General features: G+C 58.8%; 15 protein-coding genes and 1 tRNA gene. 10 read left to right on the forward strand and 6 right to left on the reverse strand.

The features are described from left to right. The first annotated feature begins 240 nt into the window (after positions 1 to 240). Together SE86_RS05290 and SE86_RS05295 are read left to right on the forward strand one after the other, a co-directional pair. On the forward strand, positions 241 to 585 hold the full coding sequence (locus tag SE86_RS05290) for a hypothetical protein (RefSeq protein WP_117354585.1): 345 nt from the start codon (positions 241 to 243) through the stop codon (positions 583 to 585). A gap of 41 nt (positions 586 to 626) precedes the next feature. Next, entirely contained in the window at positions 627 to 1847 is a 1221-nt protein-coding gene (locus SE86_RS05295) for a cation:proton antiporter (RefSeq protein ID WP_117354586.1), read from the forward strand. Here SE86_RS05295 and SE86_RS05300 read toward each other — a convergent pair. Further along, positions 1801 to 2646, reverse strand: a complete 846-nt coding sequence (locus SE86_RS05300) for an SPFH domain-containing protein (RefSeq protein ID WP_117354587.1) — start codon at positions 2644 to 2646, stop codon at positions 1801 to 1803. The genes SE86_RS05295 and SE86_RS05300 overlap by 47 nt on opposite strands. Positions 2647 to 2877: 231 nt before the next feature. Between SE86_RS05300 and SE86_RS05305 the strand changes: the two genes are divergently transcribed. The 3 genes from SE86_RS05305 (at position 2878) to SE86_RS05315 (ending at position 8273) form a co-directional block, all read left to right on the forward strand. Then, a complete protein-coding gene (locus SE86_RS05305; RefSeq protein WP_117354588.1) occupies positions 2878 to 3444 on the forward strand; it encodes a DNA replication complex GINS family protein in 567 nt (188 codons plus the stop codon). A 554-nt stretch (positions 3445 to 3998) separates the two neighbouring features. Beyond that, complete coding sequence (locus SE86_RS05310; RefSeq protein WP_117354589.1) at positions 3999 to 6089, forward strand: minichromosome maintenance protein MCM; 2091 nt, start codon at positions 3999 to 4001, stop codon at positions 6087 to 6089. A 12-nt stretch (positions 6090 to 6101) separates the two neighbouring features. Beyond that, positions 6102 to 8273 (forward strand): DEAD/DEAH box helicase, encoded by a 2172-nt coding sequence (locus tag SE86_RS05315; RefSeq protein WP_117354590.1) that lies wholly within the window; start codon positions 6102 to 6104, stop codon positions 8271 to 8273. Between the two features lie 2 nt (positions 8274 to 8275). Here SE86_RS05315 and SE86_RS05320 read toward each other — a convergent pair. Next, positions 8276 to 8351 (reverse strand) — tRNA-Arg (locus SE86_RS05320). Positions 8352 to 8454: 103 nt separating this feature from the next. Here SE86_RS05320 and SE86_RS05325 point away from each other — a divergent pair. From SE86_RS05325 to SE86_RS05335, 3 genes are all read left to right on the forward strand, one after another. Next, positions 8455 to 8691, forward strand: a complete 237-nt coding sequence (locus SE86_RS05325) for an LSm family protein (RefSeq protein ID WP_117354591.1) — start codon at positions 8455 to 8457, stop codon at positions 8689 to 8691. A 13-nt stretch (positions 8692 to 8704) separates the two neighbouring features. After that, a complete protein-coding gene (locus SE86_RS05330) occupies positions 8705 to 8893 on the forward strand; it encodes a 50S ribosomal protein L37e (RefSeq protein ID WP_117354592.1) in 189 nt (62 codons plus the stop codon). Between the two features lie 238 nt (positions 8894 to 9131). Further along, positions 9132 to 10250, forward strand: a complete 1119-nt coding sequence (locus SE86_RS05335) for a Xaa-Pro peptidase family protein (protein WP_211096510.1) — start codon at positions 9132 to 9134, stop codon at positions 10248 to 10250. Positions 10251 to 10254: 4 nt separating this feature from the next. Here the strand turns inward: SE86_RS05335 and SE86_RS05340 are convergent, their stop codons facing one another. Together SE86_RS05340 and SE86_RS05345 are read right to left on the reverse strand one after the other, a co-directional pair. Then, a complete protein-coding gene (locus SE86_RS05340) occupies positions 10255 to 11262 on the reverse strand; it encodes an ATP-binding protein (protein WP_158543137.1) in 1008 nt (335 codons plus the stop codon). Between the two features lie 57 nt (positions 11263 to 11319). Further along, positions 11320 to 11826, reverse strand: a complete 507-nt coding sequence (locus tag SE86_RS05345) for a hypothetical protein (RefSeq protein WP_117354594.1) — start codon at positions 11824 to 11826, stop codon at positions 11320 to 11322. Between the two features lie 260 nt (positions 11827 to 12086). On the opposite strand from SE86_RS05345, the gene SE86_RS05350 reads away from it, so the two are divergent. Then, the gene (locus tag SE86_RS05350) at positions 12087 to 12587 is read left to right on the forward strand and encodes a DUF1947 domain-containing protein (RefSeq protein ID WP_211096511.1); all 501 of its coding nucleotides are present in this window, start codon (positions 12087 to 12089) and stop codon (positions 12585 to 12587) included. Here SE86_RS05350 and SE86_RS05355 read toward each other — a convergent pair. Then, positions 12584 to 12922, reverse strand: coding sequence for a DNA-directed RNA polymerase subunit G (locus SE86_RS05355; RefSeq protein ID WP_023428469.1), 339 nt, complete (start codon positions 12920 to 12922; stop codon positions 12584 to 12586). The genes SE86_RS05350 and SE86_RS05355 overlap by 4 nt on opposite strands. A gap of 222 nt (positions 12923 to 13144) precedes the next feature. Further along, positions 13145 to 13561, reverse strand: a complete 417-nt coding sequence (locus SE86_RS05360; RefSeq protein WP_117354596.1) for an NfeD family protein — start codon at positions 13559 to 13561, stop codon at positions 13145 to 13147. Positions 13562 to 13618: 57 nt separating this feature from the next. Between SE86_RS05360 and SE86_RS05365 the strand changes: the two genes are divergently transcribed. After that, the gene (locus SE86_RS05365) at positions 13619 to 14914 is read left to right on the forward strand and encodes a nodulation protein NfeD (protein WP_117354597.1); all 1296 of its coding nucleotides are present in this window, start codon (positions 13619 to 13621) and stop codon (positions 14912 to 14914) included.

Here is a 14914-nt window from a genome sequence, read left to right on the forward strand (position 1 = left end):
TGGGCTTAGCACAACAAGCCTAGGGCCTCACGGTTGGCCTCAGGCTAGGCAGTTCCGATTAACATCACTGCTCGGCAGACCCTCTTGTCCTCACAGCCTGAGGCCCTCACAGCAGTGAGCCAGGGAAGTTAAAGCTAACACCTTTACGGGGCGCATATGCCCTTTGATTGGGCTCTGCTGCCGGCCAAATGACGGTATACACCTATAAGCCCTGGAGCACATCAGTACGCCTGAGGAGCCTTGGAGGACGCGCTCTTAAGGCTCCTCTCCAGGGTTGTGGAGCTCGAGGGCAGGGCTCCAGAGAGCATAGCTGACGGCTCCATGGAGGAGGCCCTCAGGGAGCTCGCTGAGGCCCTAAGGGATAGGGAGGAGGGGGGCCAGCAGGTTGTGAGAAGGCCTTACGTGGGCGTGAGCACAGAGGTGAGGCTCCTCAGCGAGATGGCCCTGGCCCTCAGGCTCAGGATGCTGCAGACGGGGAGGCAGAACGTGAGCGGGCTGAGCTACTTCTACCACAGGCTCGACGAGGTGATCTCCAGCCTCATGGACAACGGCGTGGGCAGAGCAAAAGCTGAGAAGTTACAATAATTCCTTTTTAGATAGCGCGCCTCTGACGTCCTGGAACCGACTTGCAGGAGCTGGCGCTGGAGCTGCTAGGCCTCTCGCTGATGCTGCTGGTAGGCGAGGTGCTGGGGGACCTCACGGAGAGGCATGGGTACGGCAGGCTGACCGGCGTCATGCTTGGAGGCCTAATAATGGGGCCCTTCGCCCTCGGGGGCCTGATCAACGACCTCTTCAAGGTCAAGCTGATCTACCTAGGAAGCGACATCATGTTCCTCTCAGAGCTCTCCGTGATATTCCTAGTCTTCGCATCAGGGCTAGAACATGGCGTAGCCCCTCTTAGGAGGGCTGGGGCCTGGGGAGTCATGGGGGCTACCATGGGGGCCCTGGCGCCCTTCCTCTTAACCCTCGGGGCCAGGGGGCTCCTGGGTCTAGACCTTAACGCATCCCTTATCGTGGGCACGGCCGTTGCACCCACGAGCCTCGCGGCCGTCTCAGGCCTCATAATGGAGGAGGGCGGGGGCGGCAGGTGGACCGACATGCTTATCTCGGCGTCAGCAATGGACGACGTAGTGTCCCTCATACTGCTCTCCGTGGCCCTTGGCCTCTCTCAGACCAAGTTCGTGGGGGCCCTCGGCATGGTCAGGGTGGTGGTCTTCTACAGCGTGTCCTGGGCCATAATCTTCTTCCTCTCGGTTAAGTTAGTCCCTATCATAGTGTCAAGGGTGAGCAGGAGGTACCTGTTCGAGTTCTCGCTCGTAATGCTCTTCGGCATAATAGCAGTCATGGAGGCCCTCGGCTTCTCCCCTATAATAGCCGCCTTCATAGCGGGCGTCTCCTTAGCGGAGTTCTCAGGCTCCTCAGCCCTGCAGGAGTACTCCAGGTCCCTCCTGCTCGTCTTTGGCTCCATATTCTTTGTGGTGGTTGGGGCCGAGGTTAACCTAACGGCTGTTGGCCTCCTGGGGCTCCTGACGGCGGTGGCTCTCACGGCACTGGCGCTTCTCGGCAAGTTCATAGGCGTCTTCCCGTTCTCCTACGCCTTCACTAGGAGGCACGACGAGGCCACCGCGGTCTCGCTTGGCATGGAGTCGAGGGGCGAGGTGGGGCTGTCGGTCGCGCTTACAGCCCTCCAGGCGGGCATAATAGACGAGAGGTGCTACGGCTCCCTCACGGTAGCCCTGATACTTACAACCATCATAGGGGTCGCCGCCTTCAGCTACTACATAAGGGCGAGGAGGGCACTCACTTACCCTGCCCCTGCTGTCCCTCCTGCTTCTTCTCCTCGCTGACCACCAGGTCCTTGACGCCCATGAGGCCTACCGGCGACATGGGCCCTGAGGTAGGCGGCCCTGCGATTGGCAGGTTGGCTGGTATGAAGACTAGCATGTTCTTGCCCTCCATGCCAAGCTCGTATATCATGTTCATCCACCTCAGCATGAAGGCCCTGTCGTTGTTGACGTAGAGGTTGGCAGCCTCCACCATCTTCTGGGCCGCCTCGTACTCGGCCTGAGCGAGGGTCACCCTGGCCCTCCTCTCCCTCTCCGCCTGGGCCTGCCTTGACATGGCCTGGACCAGGTCGGGCGGTATCTCAACGTTCCTTATCTCGACAGAGGTCACCTTGACGCCCCAGGTCTCGGTCTTGCTGTCAATTATGTTCCTCGCGAGTGCGGCCACCTTGTCCCTCTCGGCCAGGAGCTCATCAAGCATGGTCTGGCCTATGACCTCCCTCAGGGTCGTCTCAGCCGCGAGCCTCGTGGCGACGTTGTAGTCCTCAACCTTCAGGACCACCTTCTCCAGGTCCACGGGCTGGTAGTACATAACGGCGTCAACTATGACCGGCACGTTGTCCTTGGTCAGGCTCTGCTCCGTCCTGAATGATATGGCCTGCAGCCTCGTTGATATCCTCATGGGCACCTTCCCTATTATTGGGGGCACGTATATTATGCCCGGCCCCTTGAGCCCGGCGAACCTGCCGAGCACCAGGACGGGCAGCCTCTCCCACTCATTCACGACCTTTATGCCGCTGAGGAGTATGATGGCTATGATAAGGACTATAAAGGCTATAATTATGTCAAGCGCTAAGCCCACTTAAGCCACCTGAGTTTTTAATGGTTTTGTGGGGGTTTAAATAGGCATTAGCTAAGAGGGCTTCTAGCAAACGTGTGCTTTCAGCGCTGATCTAGAGCTAAACTAGCACCTACTGTGGTCCACAGGGGCACGGGGGCTCAGATGCAATAGACCTAAAACATCATAGTGTAGCCCTGGGTCGGGTTGATACTAAATAAGGCCACGGCCTGCTAAAGGCCCTAGGGACGCCCTGTGAAGCTTGATGAGAGGCTGCAGCTCCTTGGCATTGACGCCCTGCTTAGGCCCGTTAAAGTCATGATACTCAGCGACTGCAGAGTGCCGCTGCCCGAGGGCCCCCTGCAGGCGAAGAAGGGGGACGAGGTCGAGGTGCCGAGGTGGATAGCCGAGGTGCTAGTAAGCCAGGGGCTCGCAAAGTACAAGGAGGAGGTGAACGTGAACTACGTCAACATGTACCACTACAAGGAGAGGAGGTCCACCACAGGCTCTCAGCTGGCCCAGCTTCCCCCTGACTTCTACGTATCCGTGGGGGAGTTCATCAGGTCCCTGGAGGAGGAGATAAAGAGGTCGCCCTCCCACATGTTAATAAACGACAAGGACATGAGCGAGAAGAACGTTATTGAGCTGTCCGAGACCAGGCTGTCCAAGATAATAAGGCTGGCCCAGACGGACATGGGGGACGAGGAGGTGCCCAAGATGACGCCCGAGGAGGCGCTTGTATACTCACAGCTGAAGACAACTGTGAGCGCATGGAAAAAGTATATAGAGTCCTTGATGGGATCGCAGGCCCCTCCCCCCTGAGGCGTCCGCCAAGTGCCTAAAACCTAAGGGGCCTGCCCTTGATCTGACCTCCTCCCCGCCCTGAAGGGCGAGGGCTCCCTTAGGGCGGCTCATAGGTTCGCGGCTTACCGCCCTCACCTTCATCACATCATGGCTGGCGGGCGCATATGCGCCCACCCCGCTCCGCTCGTCCAGCGGCAGGCCGCGGGCCGGGCCTTCGGCCCTTTACCCCTACCCCTCGCTGGGAGTTGCCTCCTCCCCTCCCGCTCCCAGGGGCTCGGGGATATGTGGGGCCCTGTTGGGGCATCCCCTTGCGGGGACACTATTTGTTCACGCAACTTTAAGTGCTCAGATGTTTTATGCCTTACCCGCCCCTTCAGGGGCGAGGCTTGCCTCTCACTTTTGTCATAGGCTCAGCGGCTGCGTCACCAGAACTATGACAAGGCCTTGCACGTTAAGTGCCGTCCTCAGGCGGTCGCATTAAACTATTCACAGGGCAGCGCGCTAGGGCAGCCAACCTACTCTTAAGGCCTGGATGATAAATCATAATGTAACGGTGCAGAGAGGCGGGGCAGGTGAGCGCTGCTGAGCAGGAACAGCTAAGCATAGGTGAGCGGTTTAAGGACTTCGTGAAGAACTTCAGGACGGCAGAGGAAGGACTGAAGTACGTGGACAGGCTCCACAGGATGATAAATTTAGACATGACCAGCCTCATAGTCGACTTCAGGGACCTGTACAGGTACAACACGGAGCTCGCCAACATGCTCATTGATGAGCCCAAGAAGGTGCTCAAGGAGTTCGACCAGGCCCTCCTTGAGCTGGTCGAGAGCGAGAGCCCCGAGTTCGCCAAGAGCAAGGGCAAGTTCCACGTGAGGGTGCAGGGCCTCTTTGACACGACCAAGATAAGGGACATAAAGACTATCTACATGAACAAGCTGGTCCAAGTTGACGGCATAATAACTAGGATGAAGCCCGTGAGGAGCAGAATGATAAAGGCCGTCTACAGGCATGAAAAGGAGGGCTGCAACGCGGAGTTCCAGTGGCCCTATGACGAGGACGAGGTCCTCGAGGACAGGATAGAGAAGCCCACCCAGTGCCCGGTCTGCGGCGAGTCCGGCGGCAGGTTCGTGCTCCTGAGGGACAAGTCAATCTATGTGGACTGGCAGGAGATAACCCTGCAGGAGAGGCCCGAGGAGGTCCCAGGGGGCCAGATGCCGAGGAGCATAACCGTTGAGCTTACAGAGGACCTTGTCGACATAGCCAGGCCCGGTGACGTGGTTACAGTCGTCGGCATTGTAAAGCCCAGCCCGGTAGCCGGGAACGACAAGGTGCCGTACTTTGAGCTGAAGGTCGAGGCCATCAGCATAGCTGTGTCCGAGAAGGCGCTCGAGGAGGTGGCAATAACAAGGGAGGACGAGGAGAAGATCAGGGAGATGGCCAAGGACCCGTGGATAAGGGAGAAGGTAATAGCCAGCGTGGCCCCCACGATATACGGCCACTGGGACCTCAAGGAGGCCATAGCACTTCAGCTCTTCGGCGGCACACCCAAGGTAACCCCAGACGGCACCAGGATAAGGGGTGACATACACGTGCTCTTCGTTGGCGACCCTGGCGTCGCCAAGAGCCAGCTGCTCCAGTCGGCCTCCAGGATAGCCCCCAGGTCAGTTTACACTAGCGGCAAGGGCTCAACGGCGGCAGGGCTGACGGCCGCGGTGCTGAAGGACCCAAAGACCAGCGAGTACTTCCTTGAGGCGGGGGCCCTCGTGCTAGCTGACGGCGGCCTTGCAATCATAGACGAGTTCGACAAGATGAGGCCTGAGGACAGGGTCTCAATACATGAGGCTATGGAGCAGCAGACCGTCAGCATATCAAAGGCTGGCATAGTGGCGAGGCTGAACGCGAGGGCCAGCGTCCTCGCTGCGGGCAACCCAAGGTACGGCCTCTACGACCCGCAGAGGAGCTTCATAGACAACGTGAACCTGCCGCCCACCGTGCTCTCCAGGTTCGACCTGATATTTGTAGTCAAGGACCTCATAGCTATGGAGCACGACAAGAGGCTCGCGAGGTACATACTTGACGTCCACAGCGACCTTGCAAAGTACGTGCCCGAGATAGACCCCCAGCTGCTGAAGAAGTACATAATCTACGCCAAGAGGTACTCAAGGCCAAAGCTCACCGAGGAGGCCAAGTCAATAATAGAGTCGTTCTTCGTCACCATGAGGTCCTCCGCCTCAAAGTACGGCGGCGAGGGCCAGGTGCCCGTGCCCGTGACCGCAAGGCAGCTCGAGGCCCTCGTCAGGCTCTCGGAGGCCCATGCCAGGATGGCGCTTAAGGACAGGGTTGAGGCAGAGGACGCCGAGGAGGCCGTGAGGCTTATGCTCTCGTTCCTGGGCAGCGTGGGCTTTGACGTTGAGTCAGGAGTCATAGACTACTCAATGATAGCGACGGGCGCGAGCTTCCACACTAGGAAGCTGATGAGCGTCATAGTGGACACCATAAAGAGGCTGAGGGAGGACGGGAGGCCCTGCGTTAAGCTTGACGACATAGTTAAGGAGGTGGCGGCCCAGGCCAAGGCGCCCAACGACAAGGTCGAGGAGACCATAAAGGCAATGAACAGGAATGGCCAGATAGCGGAGATAAGGTCGAACTGCTTCAAAGAAGTCTAGCCGTGAGGGAAGTTGAAGTCAGAGGTAGCGCAGAAGCTAATGCAGATGCTGGGCTTCAAGGAGCTCTACCCTCCGCAGAAGGCTGCAGTTGAGGCAGGCGTTGAGGAGGGCCAGAGCCTCCTCGTGTCGTCACCGACAGCTTCAGGCAAGACATTCATAGCGATGACTGCCCTCGCGTCTGCAGCCATGAGGGGGCTCAAGGCGTTCTACACCTCGCCCCTGAGGAGCATAGCCATGGAGAAGTACAGGCAGTTCAGGGAGGTCCTCCCAAAGCTCAGCCTGAGGGTTGGGATAAGCATAGGTGACCTCAACGTAAACGATGAGGCTGTCATAAAGAGGAGCGACGTGGTGATAACCACCTATGAGAAGCTTGACTCGATTATCAGGAACAGCCCCTCACTCGTAGGCGAGATAGGGGCCCTTGTCGTTGATGAGATACACTACGTTGATGATGACAAGAGAGGGCCTGTCATCGAGACCCTGCTGTCAAAGGTCATGTATAAGTCAAAGGGCGTCCAGGTGGTGGCCCTGAGCGCCACCGTCTCGAACGTTGACGAGATTGCCAGGTGGCTTAACGCCAAGCTTGTAGCCTCTGACTGGAGGCCCGTGCCCCTCAGCGAGGGGGTCTACAAGGACGGCGTGATACACTTCGCTGATGGAAGCAAGAGGAAGGTGGAGGAGGTCAGCGTAAACCCTAGCATAAACCTAGTAGTTGACGAGAGCAAGCAGGGAGGCCAGACGCTGGTCTTCGCTCAGTCCAGGAGGAGGGCCATGCAGCTCGCCAAGGCGGCCTCAAAGCTGCCCAAGGGGCTCCTCAGCTTCGACCAGAGAAAGGCAAGGGAGTACGCCGCTAAGATGATGTCTACCGAGGGACCAAGGCTGCTGAGGGAGGAGCTGGCGGGGCTCATCTCCCTGGGCGTCTCCTACCACCACGCAGGGCTCTCAAACGAGCAGAGGACTATAATTGAGGACGCCTTCAGGGAGGGGGCCCTGGCGGCTATATTTGCAACACCAACCCTCGCAGCTGGCGTCAACCTGCCGGCCAGGAGGGTTGTTATAGCAGAGGTCGACAGGTACGACGAGACCCAGGGGGTTCCAAGGGATATCAAGGTCTTTGAGTACAAGCAGTTCGCCGGCAGGGCGGGCAGGCCAGGCCTTGACCCCTACGGGGAGGCCATAATAGTGGCGTCGAGGCCCAGGAGCGTGAAGGAACTGATGGAGGAGTACATAAAGGCCAAGCCGGAGAGGCTTGAGAGTAGGCTCTACGGCGTCCGCGGCCTCAGGCACTCCGCCCTGGGGGCAATAGCGTCAGGCGTGGCTAACGACTTCAGCTCCCTGCTCGAGCTGCACAGGAGGACCCTCTACTACATTCAGAGGGGCGAGGAGAGGCTCCAGCAGCTGCTCAGGATGTCAATCGACGACCTGGTGGCCTGGGGACTCGTAACCGAGGCTGACGGGAAGCTAAGGGCCACGGAGCTCGGCGACGCCGTCTCGAGGACGTACCTGGACCCGGCAAGCGTGCCTAAGCTGCGCAAGCTCATTAAGAGGGTCCGCAACAAGTTCACCACGGAGGCCCTCCTCTACATAATATCATCAATGCCGGACATGAACCCGCTCCCCCTCAGGAGCTCCGAGGCAGAGAAGATAATGGACATAGCCATAGAGCGCGTGCCCATGATTATAGACATCGTTGACTGGGACGACCCTGACAGCGTTGCGGCCCTGAAGACAACGCTGGCGCTGCTTGACTGGGTGGAGGAGATCTCCGACGACAAGATAGCCGAGACCTATGACGTCGGCCCGGGCGACGTGGCCTCAGTAATAGACACAGCCAAGTGGATAGCGAACTCCCTCGCCGACATAGCCCCAGCGGCCGGGCTGCCCGAGGACGTTGGTGGCCAGCTGAGGGTGCTGGCGAGGCGCATAGAGAGTGGCGTCAGGCCGGAGCTGCTGCCGCTCGTGGAGATACCAGGCATAGGCAGGGTCAGGGCAAGGAGGCTCTACAGCGCCGGCTTCAAGACGCTTGAGTCGCTGGCCTCGGCCTCACCCCAGCAGCTGCTCAGGGTCCCGGGCCTTGGGCCGGCCACCGTGGCATCTATACTTGAGTTCTTCGGCAGGAAGGATGAGGCTGCCTCCCTAAAGGGAGGGAGGGAAGAGGGCGTAGGCCTTGACAGGTTCGCGTGATGCGGGCCCGCCGGGACTTGAACCCGGGACCTCCAGCTCCGCAGGCTGGCGCCCTGATCCTGGCTGGGCTACGGGCCCCCGCCACCTTTAGCCCCAGGGAGCGTTAAAATAAGGGTTCTTGAGGGGGCCCACGCACGCTTTTAACTCTCTAGCCAGGTCCCCTATGCGGGTGCTAAAGTAAATGGCAAGCCAGCCGGAGAGGACGAACACGTTTAAGGTCATGAACGAGTACCTGAACGCCAGCGTGTACGTCAAGCTTAAGGGAGGAGAGGGCGTCAAGGGTATATTGAAGAGCTTCGACCAGCACCTGAACCTGGTGTTGGAGAACGCCGAGGAGCTCACAGAGAAGGGATCGCGCAGCCTCGGCACAGTGCTTGTCAGGGGCGACAGCATAGTAGCCATAAGCCCGGTGAAGTGAGTGGTGAGATGAGATGGTGAAGGGCACAGCGTCCTTCGGCAAGATGGGAAGAGGTCAAACTCACATAGTCTGCAGGAGGTGCGGGAGGAGGGCCTTCAACGTAGCCAAGGGCTACTGCGCCGCCTGCGGCTACGGAAGGAGCAAGAGGATAAGGAGGTACTCCTGGCAGAACAAGAAGGTCAACAGGGTAAGGATAGTTTGAGCAATAACCTTCAAACCGCGTGATCTCAGAATAAGCATCACGCATGCGCGCTAATTATTAAACCGCCTTAACGAAGCTGAGCTGTGGCTATGCTCAAGGCTTGACGCTATTGCCTTTACAACCTAAGCAGGGTCAGCGTCGAGGGCCCCAGTCGGCATTTTATGACGACTAAGAGTTGGTGTCCCTTAAGCGTCAGCGCTTAATTTGTTGTGCCTGCCCAGGCTACTCGGTGCGCGTGTTGGAGACAAGGTGGGACCTAAACAGGAGAAAGCTGAGGGACCTGCTTGAAAAGGAGTCAATAGACGCCCTCCTGCTGCTCGGGGCGCCCAACATAACCTACGCCACAGGCATAAGGGAGCCAACAGGCGCCATGCTGATGACCAGGGACTGCGGCGACGCTATACTCACCTCGGTCCTTGACTACAACAGGGTCTCCTCGATGGCCCCTAAGGACGTGACCGTCAGGGCCTTCTACAGGAGGTCTGGCGAGGCGGCTGTTGGAATGGCCATGGTGCCCCAGAGCGACCTGGTGAGCGGTGGCCTCGCGGACGCCCTGAAGCAGGTCCTGGGGGGCTGCAACGCCAAGTCAGTGGGCGCTGACCTCCAGTGGGCGGACTACAGCTCCTTCACCATGGCCCAGTCGCTTCAGGCCAAGGACGTCAGCGGCTCAATAGCTAAGGTCAGGTCAATAAAGGATGACTGGGAGGTCCAGGCTATACTTGACTCTATAGAAGCCGCCGAGAGGGCCTTCAGGGAGGCCATAGAGCTCCTCGACTCAAACCCGTCCGAGGCGGAGGTCGCGGGCGCCTTCTACTCGTCCCTCATGAGGCAGGGCGCCTGGGGCGAGTCGTTCCCCATAATAGTGGCCTTCTACGACCACACCGCGCTGCCCCACCACAACCCGACCCCCGTGAGGCTTCAGAGGCCTGGGCCAGTGCTGCTCGACTTTGGGGCCAGCATGTACGGATATGCGAGCGACACCACCAGGACCATGTGGCACGGCGAGGGAGGGGCGGAGTTCAAAAGGCTAATAGAGCTTGTCGCTGAGGCCCAGGCCGAGGCCGTGGACCAGATAGCCCCTGGCGTTGAGGCCAGGAGCCCTGACCTAGCTTCGCGCAGGGTCCTTGCTAAGGAGGGTCTTGACAAGTTCTACAATCACGGCCTCGGACACGGCGTCGGCGTTGAGGTCCACGAGACGCCCTACCTGGGCCCCGCGTCAACAGATGTGCTTGAGAAGAACATGGTTGTCACAGTCGAGCCGGCTTCTACATACCTGGGGTCCACGGCGTCAGGGTTGAGGACATGGTGCTGGTTACCGCGAAGGGGGCAAGGCTCATCACGAGGCTCTCAAGGATAATAGGCTAGGCAGTTATACTCTTTGCAATGCTTTCTACCTTCCGCACGACGTCCGGCCCCATCGGCGAGCCGGTCAGCCTCTCCGTCAGTCTGCAGAAGCCGCACTCGTCGCCGCTGGCTGGCATGCCGCAGTAGCGGCACCTGTTGGGTGGCGACGCGGGCCTCGGGTATGAGGACAAGCCCTTGGCGAGCGCCCTGGCGCTTGAGATGAGCATGCTGGGGCTCTCGGCCTCTATCCTGTTGAGGGACTCCTTTATTGCCTCCTCAACAGTTGACCTCGTCTTAAACGGGCACTCAATGTCAACGTGGTTGACGCCGTAGACCTTGACGAAGGCCCTGGTCTCGTCCTCGTATATGTCGTAGAGCGGCCTGACCCTCTTGACTGCTGAGCCCTCGGACTCGCTCACGGGCCCCAGCTTAGTTATGTTGTCAAGCCTCTGCTGGAGGAAGTTCTTGACGGCGTAGGTCATGAGGTCGTTCATGTGATGCCCAGTCGCTATGGCCGAGGCCCCCATTGACGCTGCCAGAGCGTTGAGCAGGTACCTCTTCACTAGGCCGCAGACACTGCACGCAGGCCTGCGGCTGCGCCTTATTACCTCAGGCATGTACATTCCGAGTACCTCCTTGAGGTCTATTGTGACACACCTTATGTTGCGGGCCCTTGAGCAGGCGGCCTTAAAGGCCTCAAGTGACCTATCGGAGAACTCGCCCATGCCGAGCACTATGTGAACAGCTACGACGTTTACCTTAAGCTCTGGGGCTATCTCATCAAGGAGGCTCATAAGGGCTACGCTGTCCTTGCCGCCTGAGACCGCCAGGAGCAGGGTGTCGCCGTCCTTTACCATGTTGTACTTGAGCAGGTTCCCCTTGACCCTCTCCTTCAGGTACTCCTTAAAGTGGGCGTCGCAGAGCCAGGCGTTTGCGTAGTTAAGCCTTATCCTGGCGGGCGCGCCGCACTTGACGCACTTGGCCCTGGGCTCATCAAAGACCTTGACGGCTGGCGCCTCAAGCAACATGGCTCGCCTTAGAGCAACGGGGCCTAAAGGTCCTATAAGGGTTGCTAAAAACTGTTACGTTCCTGCCGGTGGCTGCTGGGCCGCCGCCTCGGCCTCGGCGAGCCTCGCGTGCCTCCTTAGGACGTACCAGGCATATATGAGTATGGCTCCACCTACCAGGCAGAGGAGCACCGTGTAGAGGTTGCCATTAAAGCCCGCAAGTATATAGAGTATGCCAAGCATTAGGGAGCTCATGGAGGCCCTGTAGTACTGGCCTCTGACGTCAGGCCTGTACACGTAGAGCCACGTGAGCACACCGAGGATTGCCATGAAGGCACCTATGCCTATTATGACCTCTGAAGCCTGCCTTATCTTTGCCTGCACCTGCGGTATGGTATAGTTGTACCCCTCCTCGTGGGACATATTATAGAGGGCCCTGGTCAGGTTGGAGTTCGGGTTAGACGAGGCCGAGAGCAGAGTGGCGGCGTAAGCTATGGTCACTACGCCGCTCAGAAGCACGAGGAAAATGGCTATTACTATTAGGAAGAGCGCTGGGCGACCCCTAGGAGCGCCTTGGCTCAAGCTTATTCCCTTGTCACCCTTCGCTGCTGAGCTCTTTTATAGAAACATGCACACGAAGCGATCGCAGCAAAACAGCCGCTCCGCTGTCAAGCTACCTTGCAGACTTTTAGCCGCGCCTAGGAGTAAAAGGCCTTGGTCCGATGACAGGCGCTCACTGGCTGACCTGGAAGGGATGAGGAGCAACGGGTCTGCGAGGACTTTATGAGCAGCACGTGAGCTCAGCTTTAAAGGCAGCTGAGTTAGGTCAGCCGGGGGACCAGGTGCCAGGCAAGTTTTCAACGAGGTATAAGCTCTCCAAGAAGGCCGTCAGGGAGCTCATGCAGGAGGTCTCGTCAAGCCTGGGCAACCCTCCCATGAACTGGGAGGACGTCGAGGAGGCCAAGGCAGAGGAGTACACTGTTTACTTCGACTCAGGCATGCCATGCCTGGCGAGGGTTAACGGAGCCCTGATACCAACGCTCCAGTGCCTTCTGAAGAGGGGCTTCTCATGGCTACCCTACGTAGTGGTTGACAGGGGTGCCACGCAGGCCCTGGGAAGGGGGGCTGACCTCATGGCCCCAGGCATAAGGAGGGTCTCGGGGAGCTTCAAGGAGGGCGCGATCGTCGCTATAGTGGATGAGCAGAGCAACGTCCCCGTGTGCGTGGGGAGGGCGCTTAAGGACAGCAACACCATAGACTCCATGGCGAAGGAGAAGGCTAAAGGCAAGGTCATTGAGAACGTCCACTACCCTGGCGACGGGCTCTGGAAGCTCATATCCTAACTCTTGGCCTTCCTCACGCACAGGTAGTACTTGGTCTCAGGCTTGAGGCCAAGGGGAGGCGTGAACTTGTAGAGTATCCCCCAGAGCGAGAGCAGGCTGTAGCCGGCCCCCTCGTCAACCACGAGGTAGCCGTGGCCGCAGAAGTCGTACGAGTCCAGGTCGCTTGGCTTCGCCTCGTCTATGATGAGCTCAAGTCTGTCGCCGACGTTCACTGTGTAGAGATTCTCTATAACGTCGAACACCACCGTCTTGCCGTCTCCCTCAGCCCTAGCTATTTTGACGCCCTCCAGCTTAGAGGGCTGCAGGTCCTTGACGTCAAGGCTCATGCTTATCATTCTGCTTCCCCTTAGGTGCTGGGGGCCTCATATTAAAAACTCAGCTAAGGCCTTTAGGGCTTGTCATGTGCTGGCCTCAGGAAGGCCCTCAGGGCTGACCTTCACGGCGTGCGTCTTAAGCGGCCGCCTGATTTCCTGTTGAACTCATAGCTTCCCTCAGGCATAACTATCGGAGGGAAGGCCATGCATATGTCGCCTAGGCAGCCGGGCATTGCCATGTATTTAAGCACCAGTGTTGGCACTGTCAGCAGCTGGAACGACCCTCACGTAGAGGCCCTCCCTGCCCACTATGAGCACCTCTGCCCCCTCGCCTATCTCAACGTTGCTCACCGCTGACCACAGCTCGTTGCCGACTCTGACTACACCTGACCTGGGCGGCCTTATGGCGATTACTACCCTGCCCCTCTTGCCAACCAGCGTCTCTGAGGGGGGTCTCATGGGGGTCACGTTCTCCAGAGCCTTAACTGCAATAATGATGACATCCACTATGGCAAGTACAGCGCCAGAGAACAGCTCTATGACGTCATTATTTAGGGCGCCGGCGACGAGCAGGTACGCCGACACAGCCGCCAGGGCTATAACTAGCGTGATGCTCCCCACGCCCCACCTCAGCCTTGAGAAGAAGCCAACCCTCGCCAATCCCTGTCACAGCCTCGCTTTTAGCTTTCGGATCTCCCACAATAGGTGGTGGCACTGTTGAAGCTAAAACTCTTGCTAGGCCTGCTGTTAGTGACGCTTGCAGCCTTTATAGCAGCCGCGCCCCTGACCCACGCCTCCTCCGGCCAGTCGAGCGGGCAGGTCGTCATGGTCAACTTTGACGTGACTGTAGACCTCGGGTCCTCAACTATGGTGCAGAGGGCCGTGACCACAGCAGAGCTAACCCACGCCAAGGCCATAGTCATAGTTATGAACACCCCTGGGGGCTACCTAAGCGACATGTTGAATATCGTGAACTACATCGAGCAGGCCCAGGCTGACGGCATACCAGTATACACCTACGTGCCCCCTGACGGCATGGCGGCCTCGGCGGGTAGCTACATAGCCATGGCCACCAACAGTATAATCATGGCCAATGGGACCTTCATAGGGCCCTCGACGCCCATAGTCGTCGGGGGCACGCCGCTCGAACAGAACCACACGGAGGACGCCATGATAGCCTTCATGGAGGGACTTGCCAGCAGGTGGGGCAGAAACGCGACGGCAGTAGAGATAATGGTTGTGTCTGACAAGGCCTTCACAGCACAGCAGGCCCTGCAGTATCACATTATAAATGGCGTCGCTAACAGCCTGCAGCAGGCTATGGAGGACTGGGGCATAGCCAACTACACCCAGGTGTGGGTCTCAGAGAACCTCTACGAGCAGTTCCTCAGCGTCCTCACCAACCCCACGGTTGACGGTATACTCATGACGCTGGGCTTCTTCCTCATACTCATAGACCTCTACCACCCGACCCTCGCGCTCTCAGCGGTCGGCGTGGTTGCAATAGTGCTGGGCCTGGTCGGGGCCGAGGTAGTTGGGGCGTCCATCATAGGCATCACCCTGATACTTATCGGGGCCGCTATCATGCTGCTCGAGGTGAAGATGGGGCACGGCTTCGCCATGATTGCTGGGGCGGCAGTGGCAGCCCTGGGCGTTTACCTCCTAGCGCTTAACATACCTTATATTACGACGAGTGCCCCGACGGCGCCTAAGTACGTGCTGGCTGACGTCTCCATAGCTGTTGTGGGCGCTGTCCTAGGCCTTTACATAAGGTGGATAGCGGCGCCCATGAAGAGGAGGAAGCCCATGGCTGGCCCTGAGAGCCTGATAGGCGACGTGGGGGTTGCCTTGACAGACCTAAGCCCGGCGGGCGAGGTGAAGGTCCAGGGCATAGTGTGGAAGGCCAGGGCAGCCTCCGGGAACATAAAGGCTGGCGAGCAGGTCAGAGTTGTCAGAGTTGAGGGGCTAACCCTGATAGTGGAGGGTGCCTCAGGCGAAAGCCAGCCTAGGTGA

This window comes from Acidilobus sp. 7A, from assembly GCF_003431325.1.
Lineage (GTDB): Archaea > Thermoproteota > Thermoprotei_A > Sulfolobales > Acidilobaceae > Acidilobus.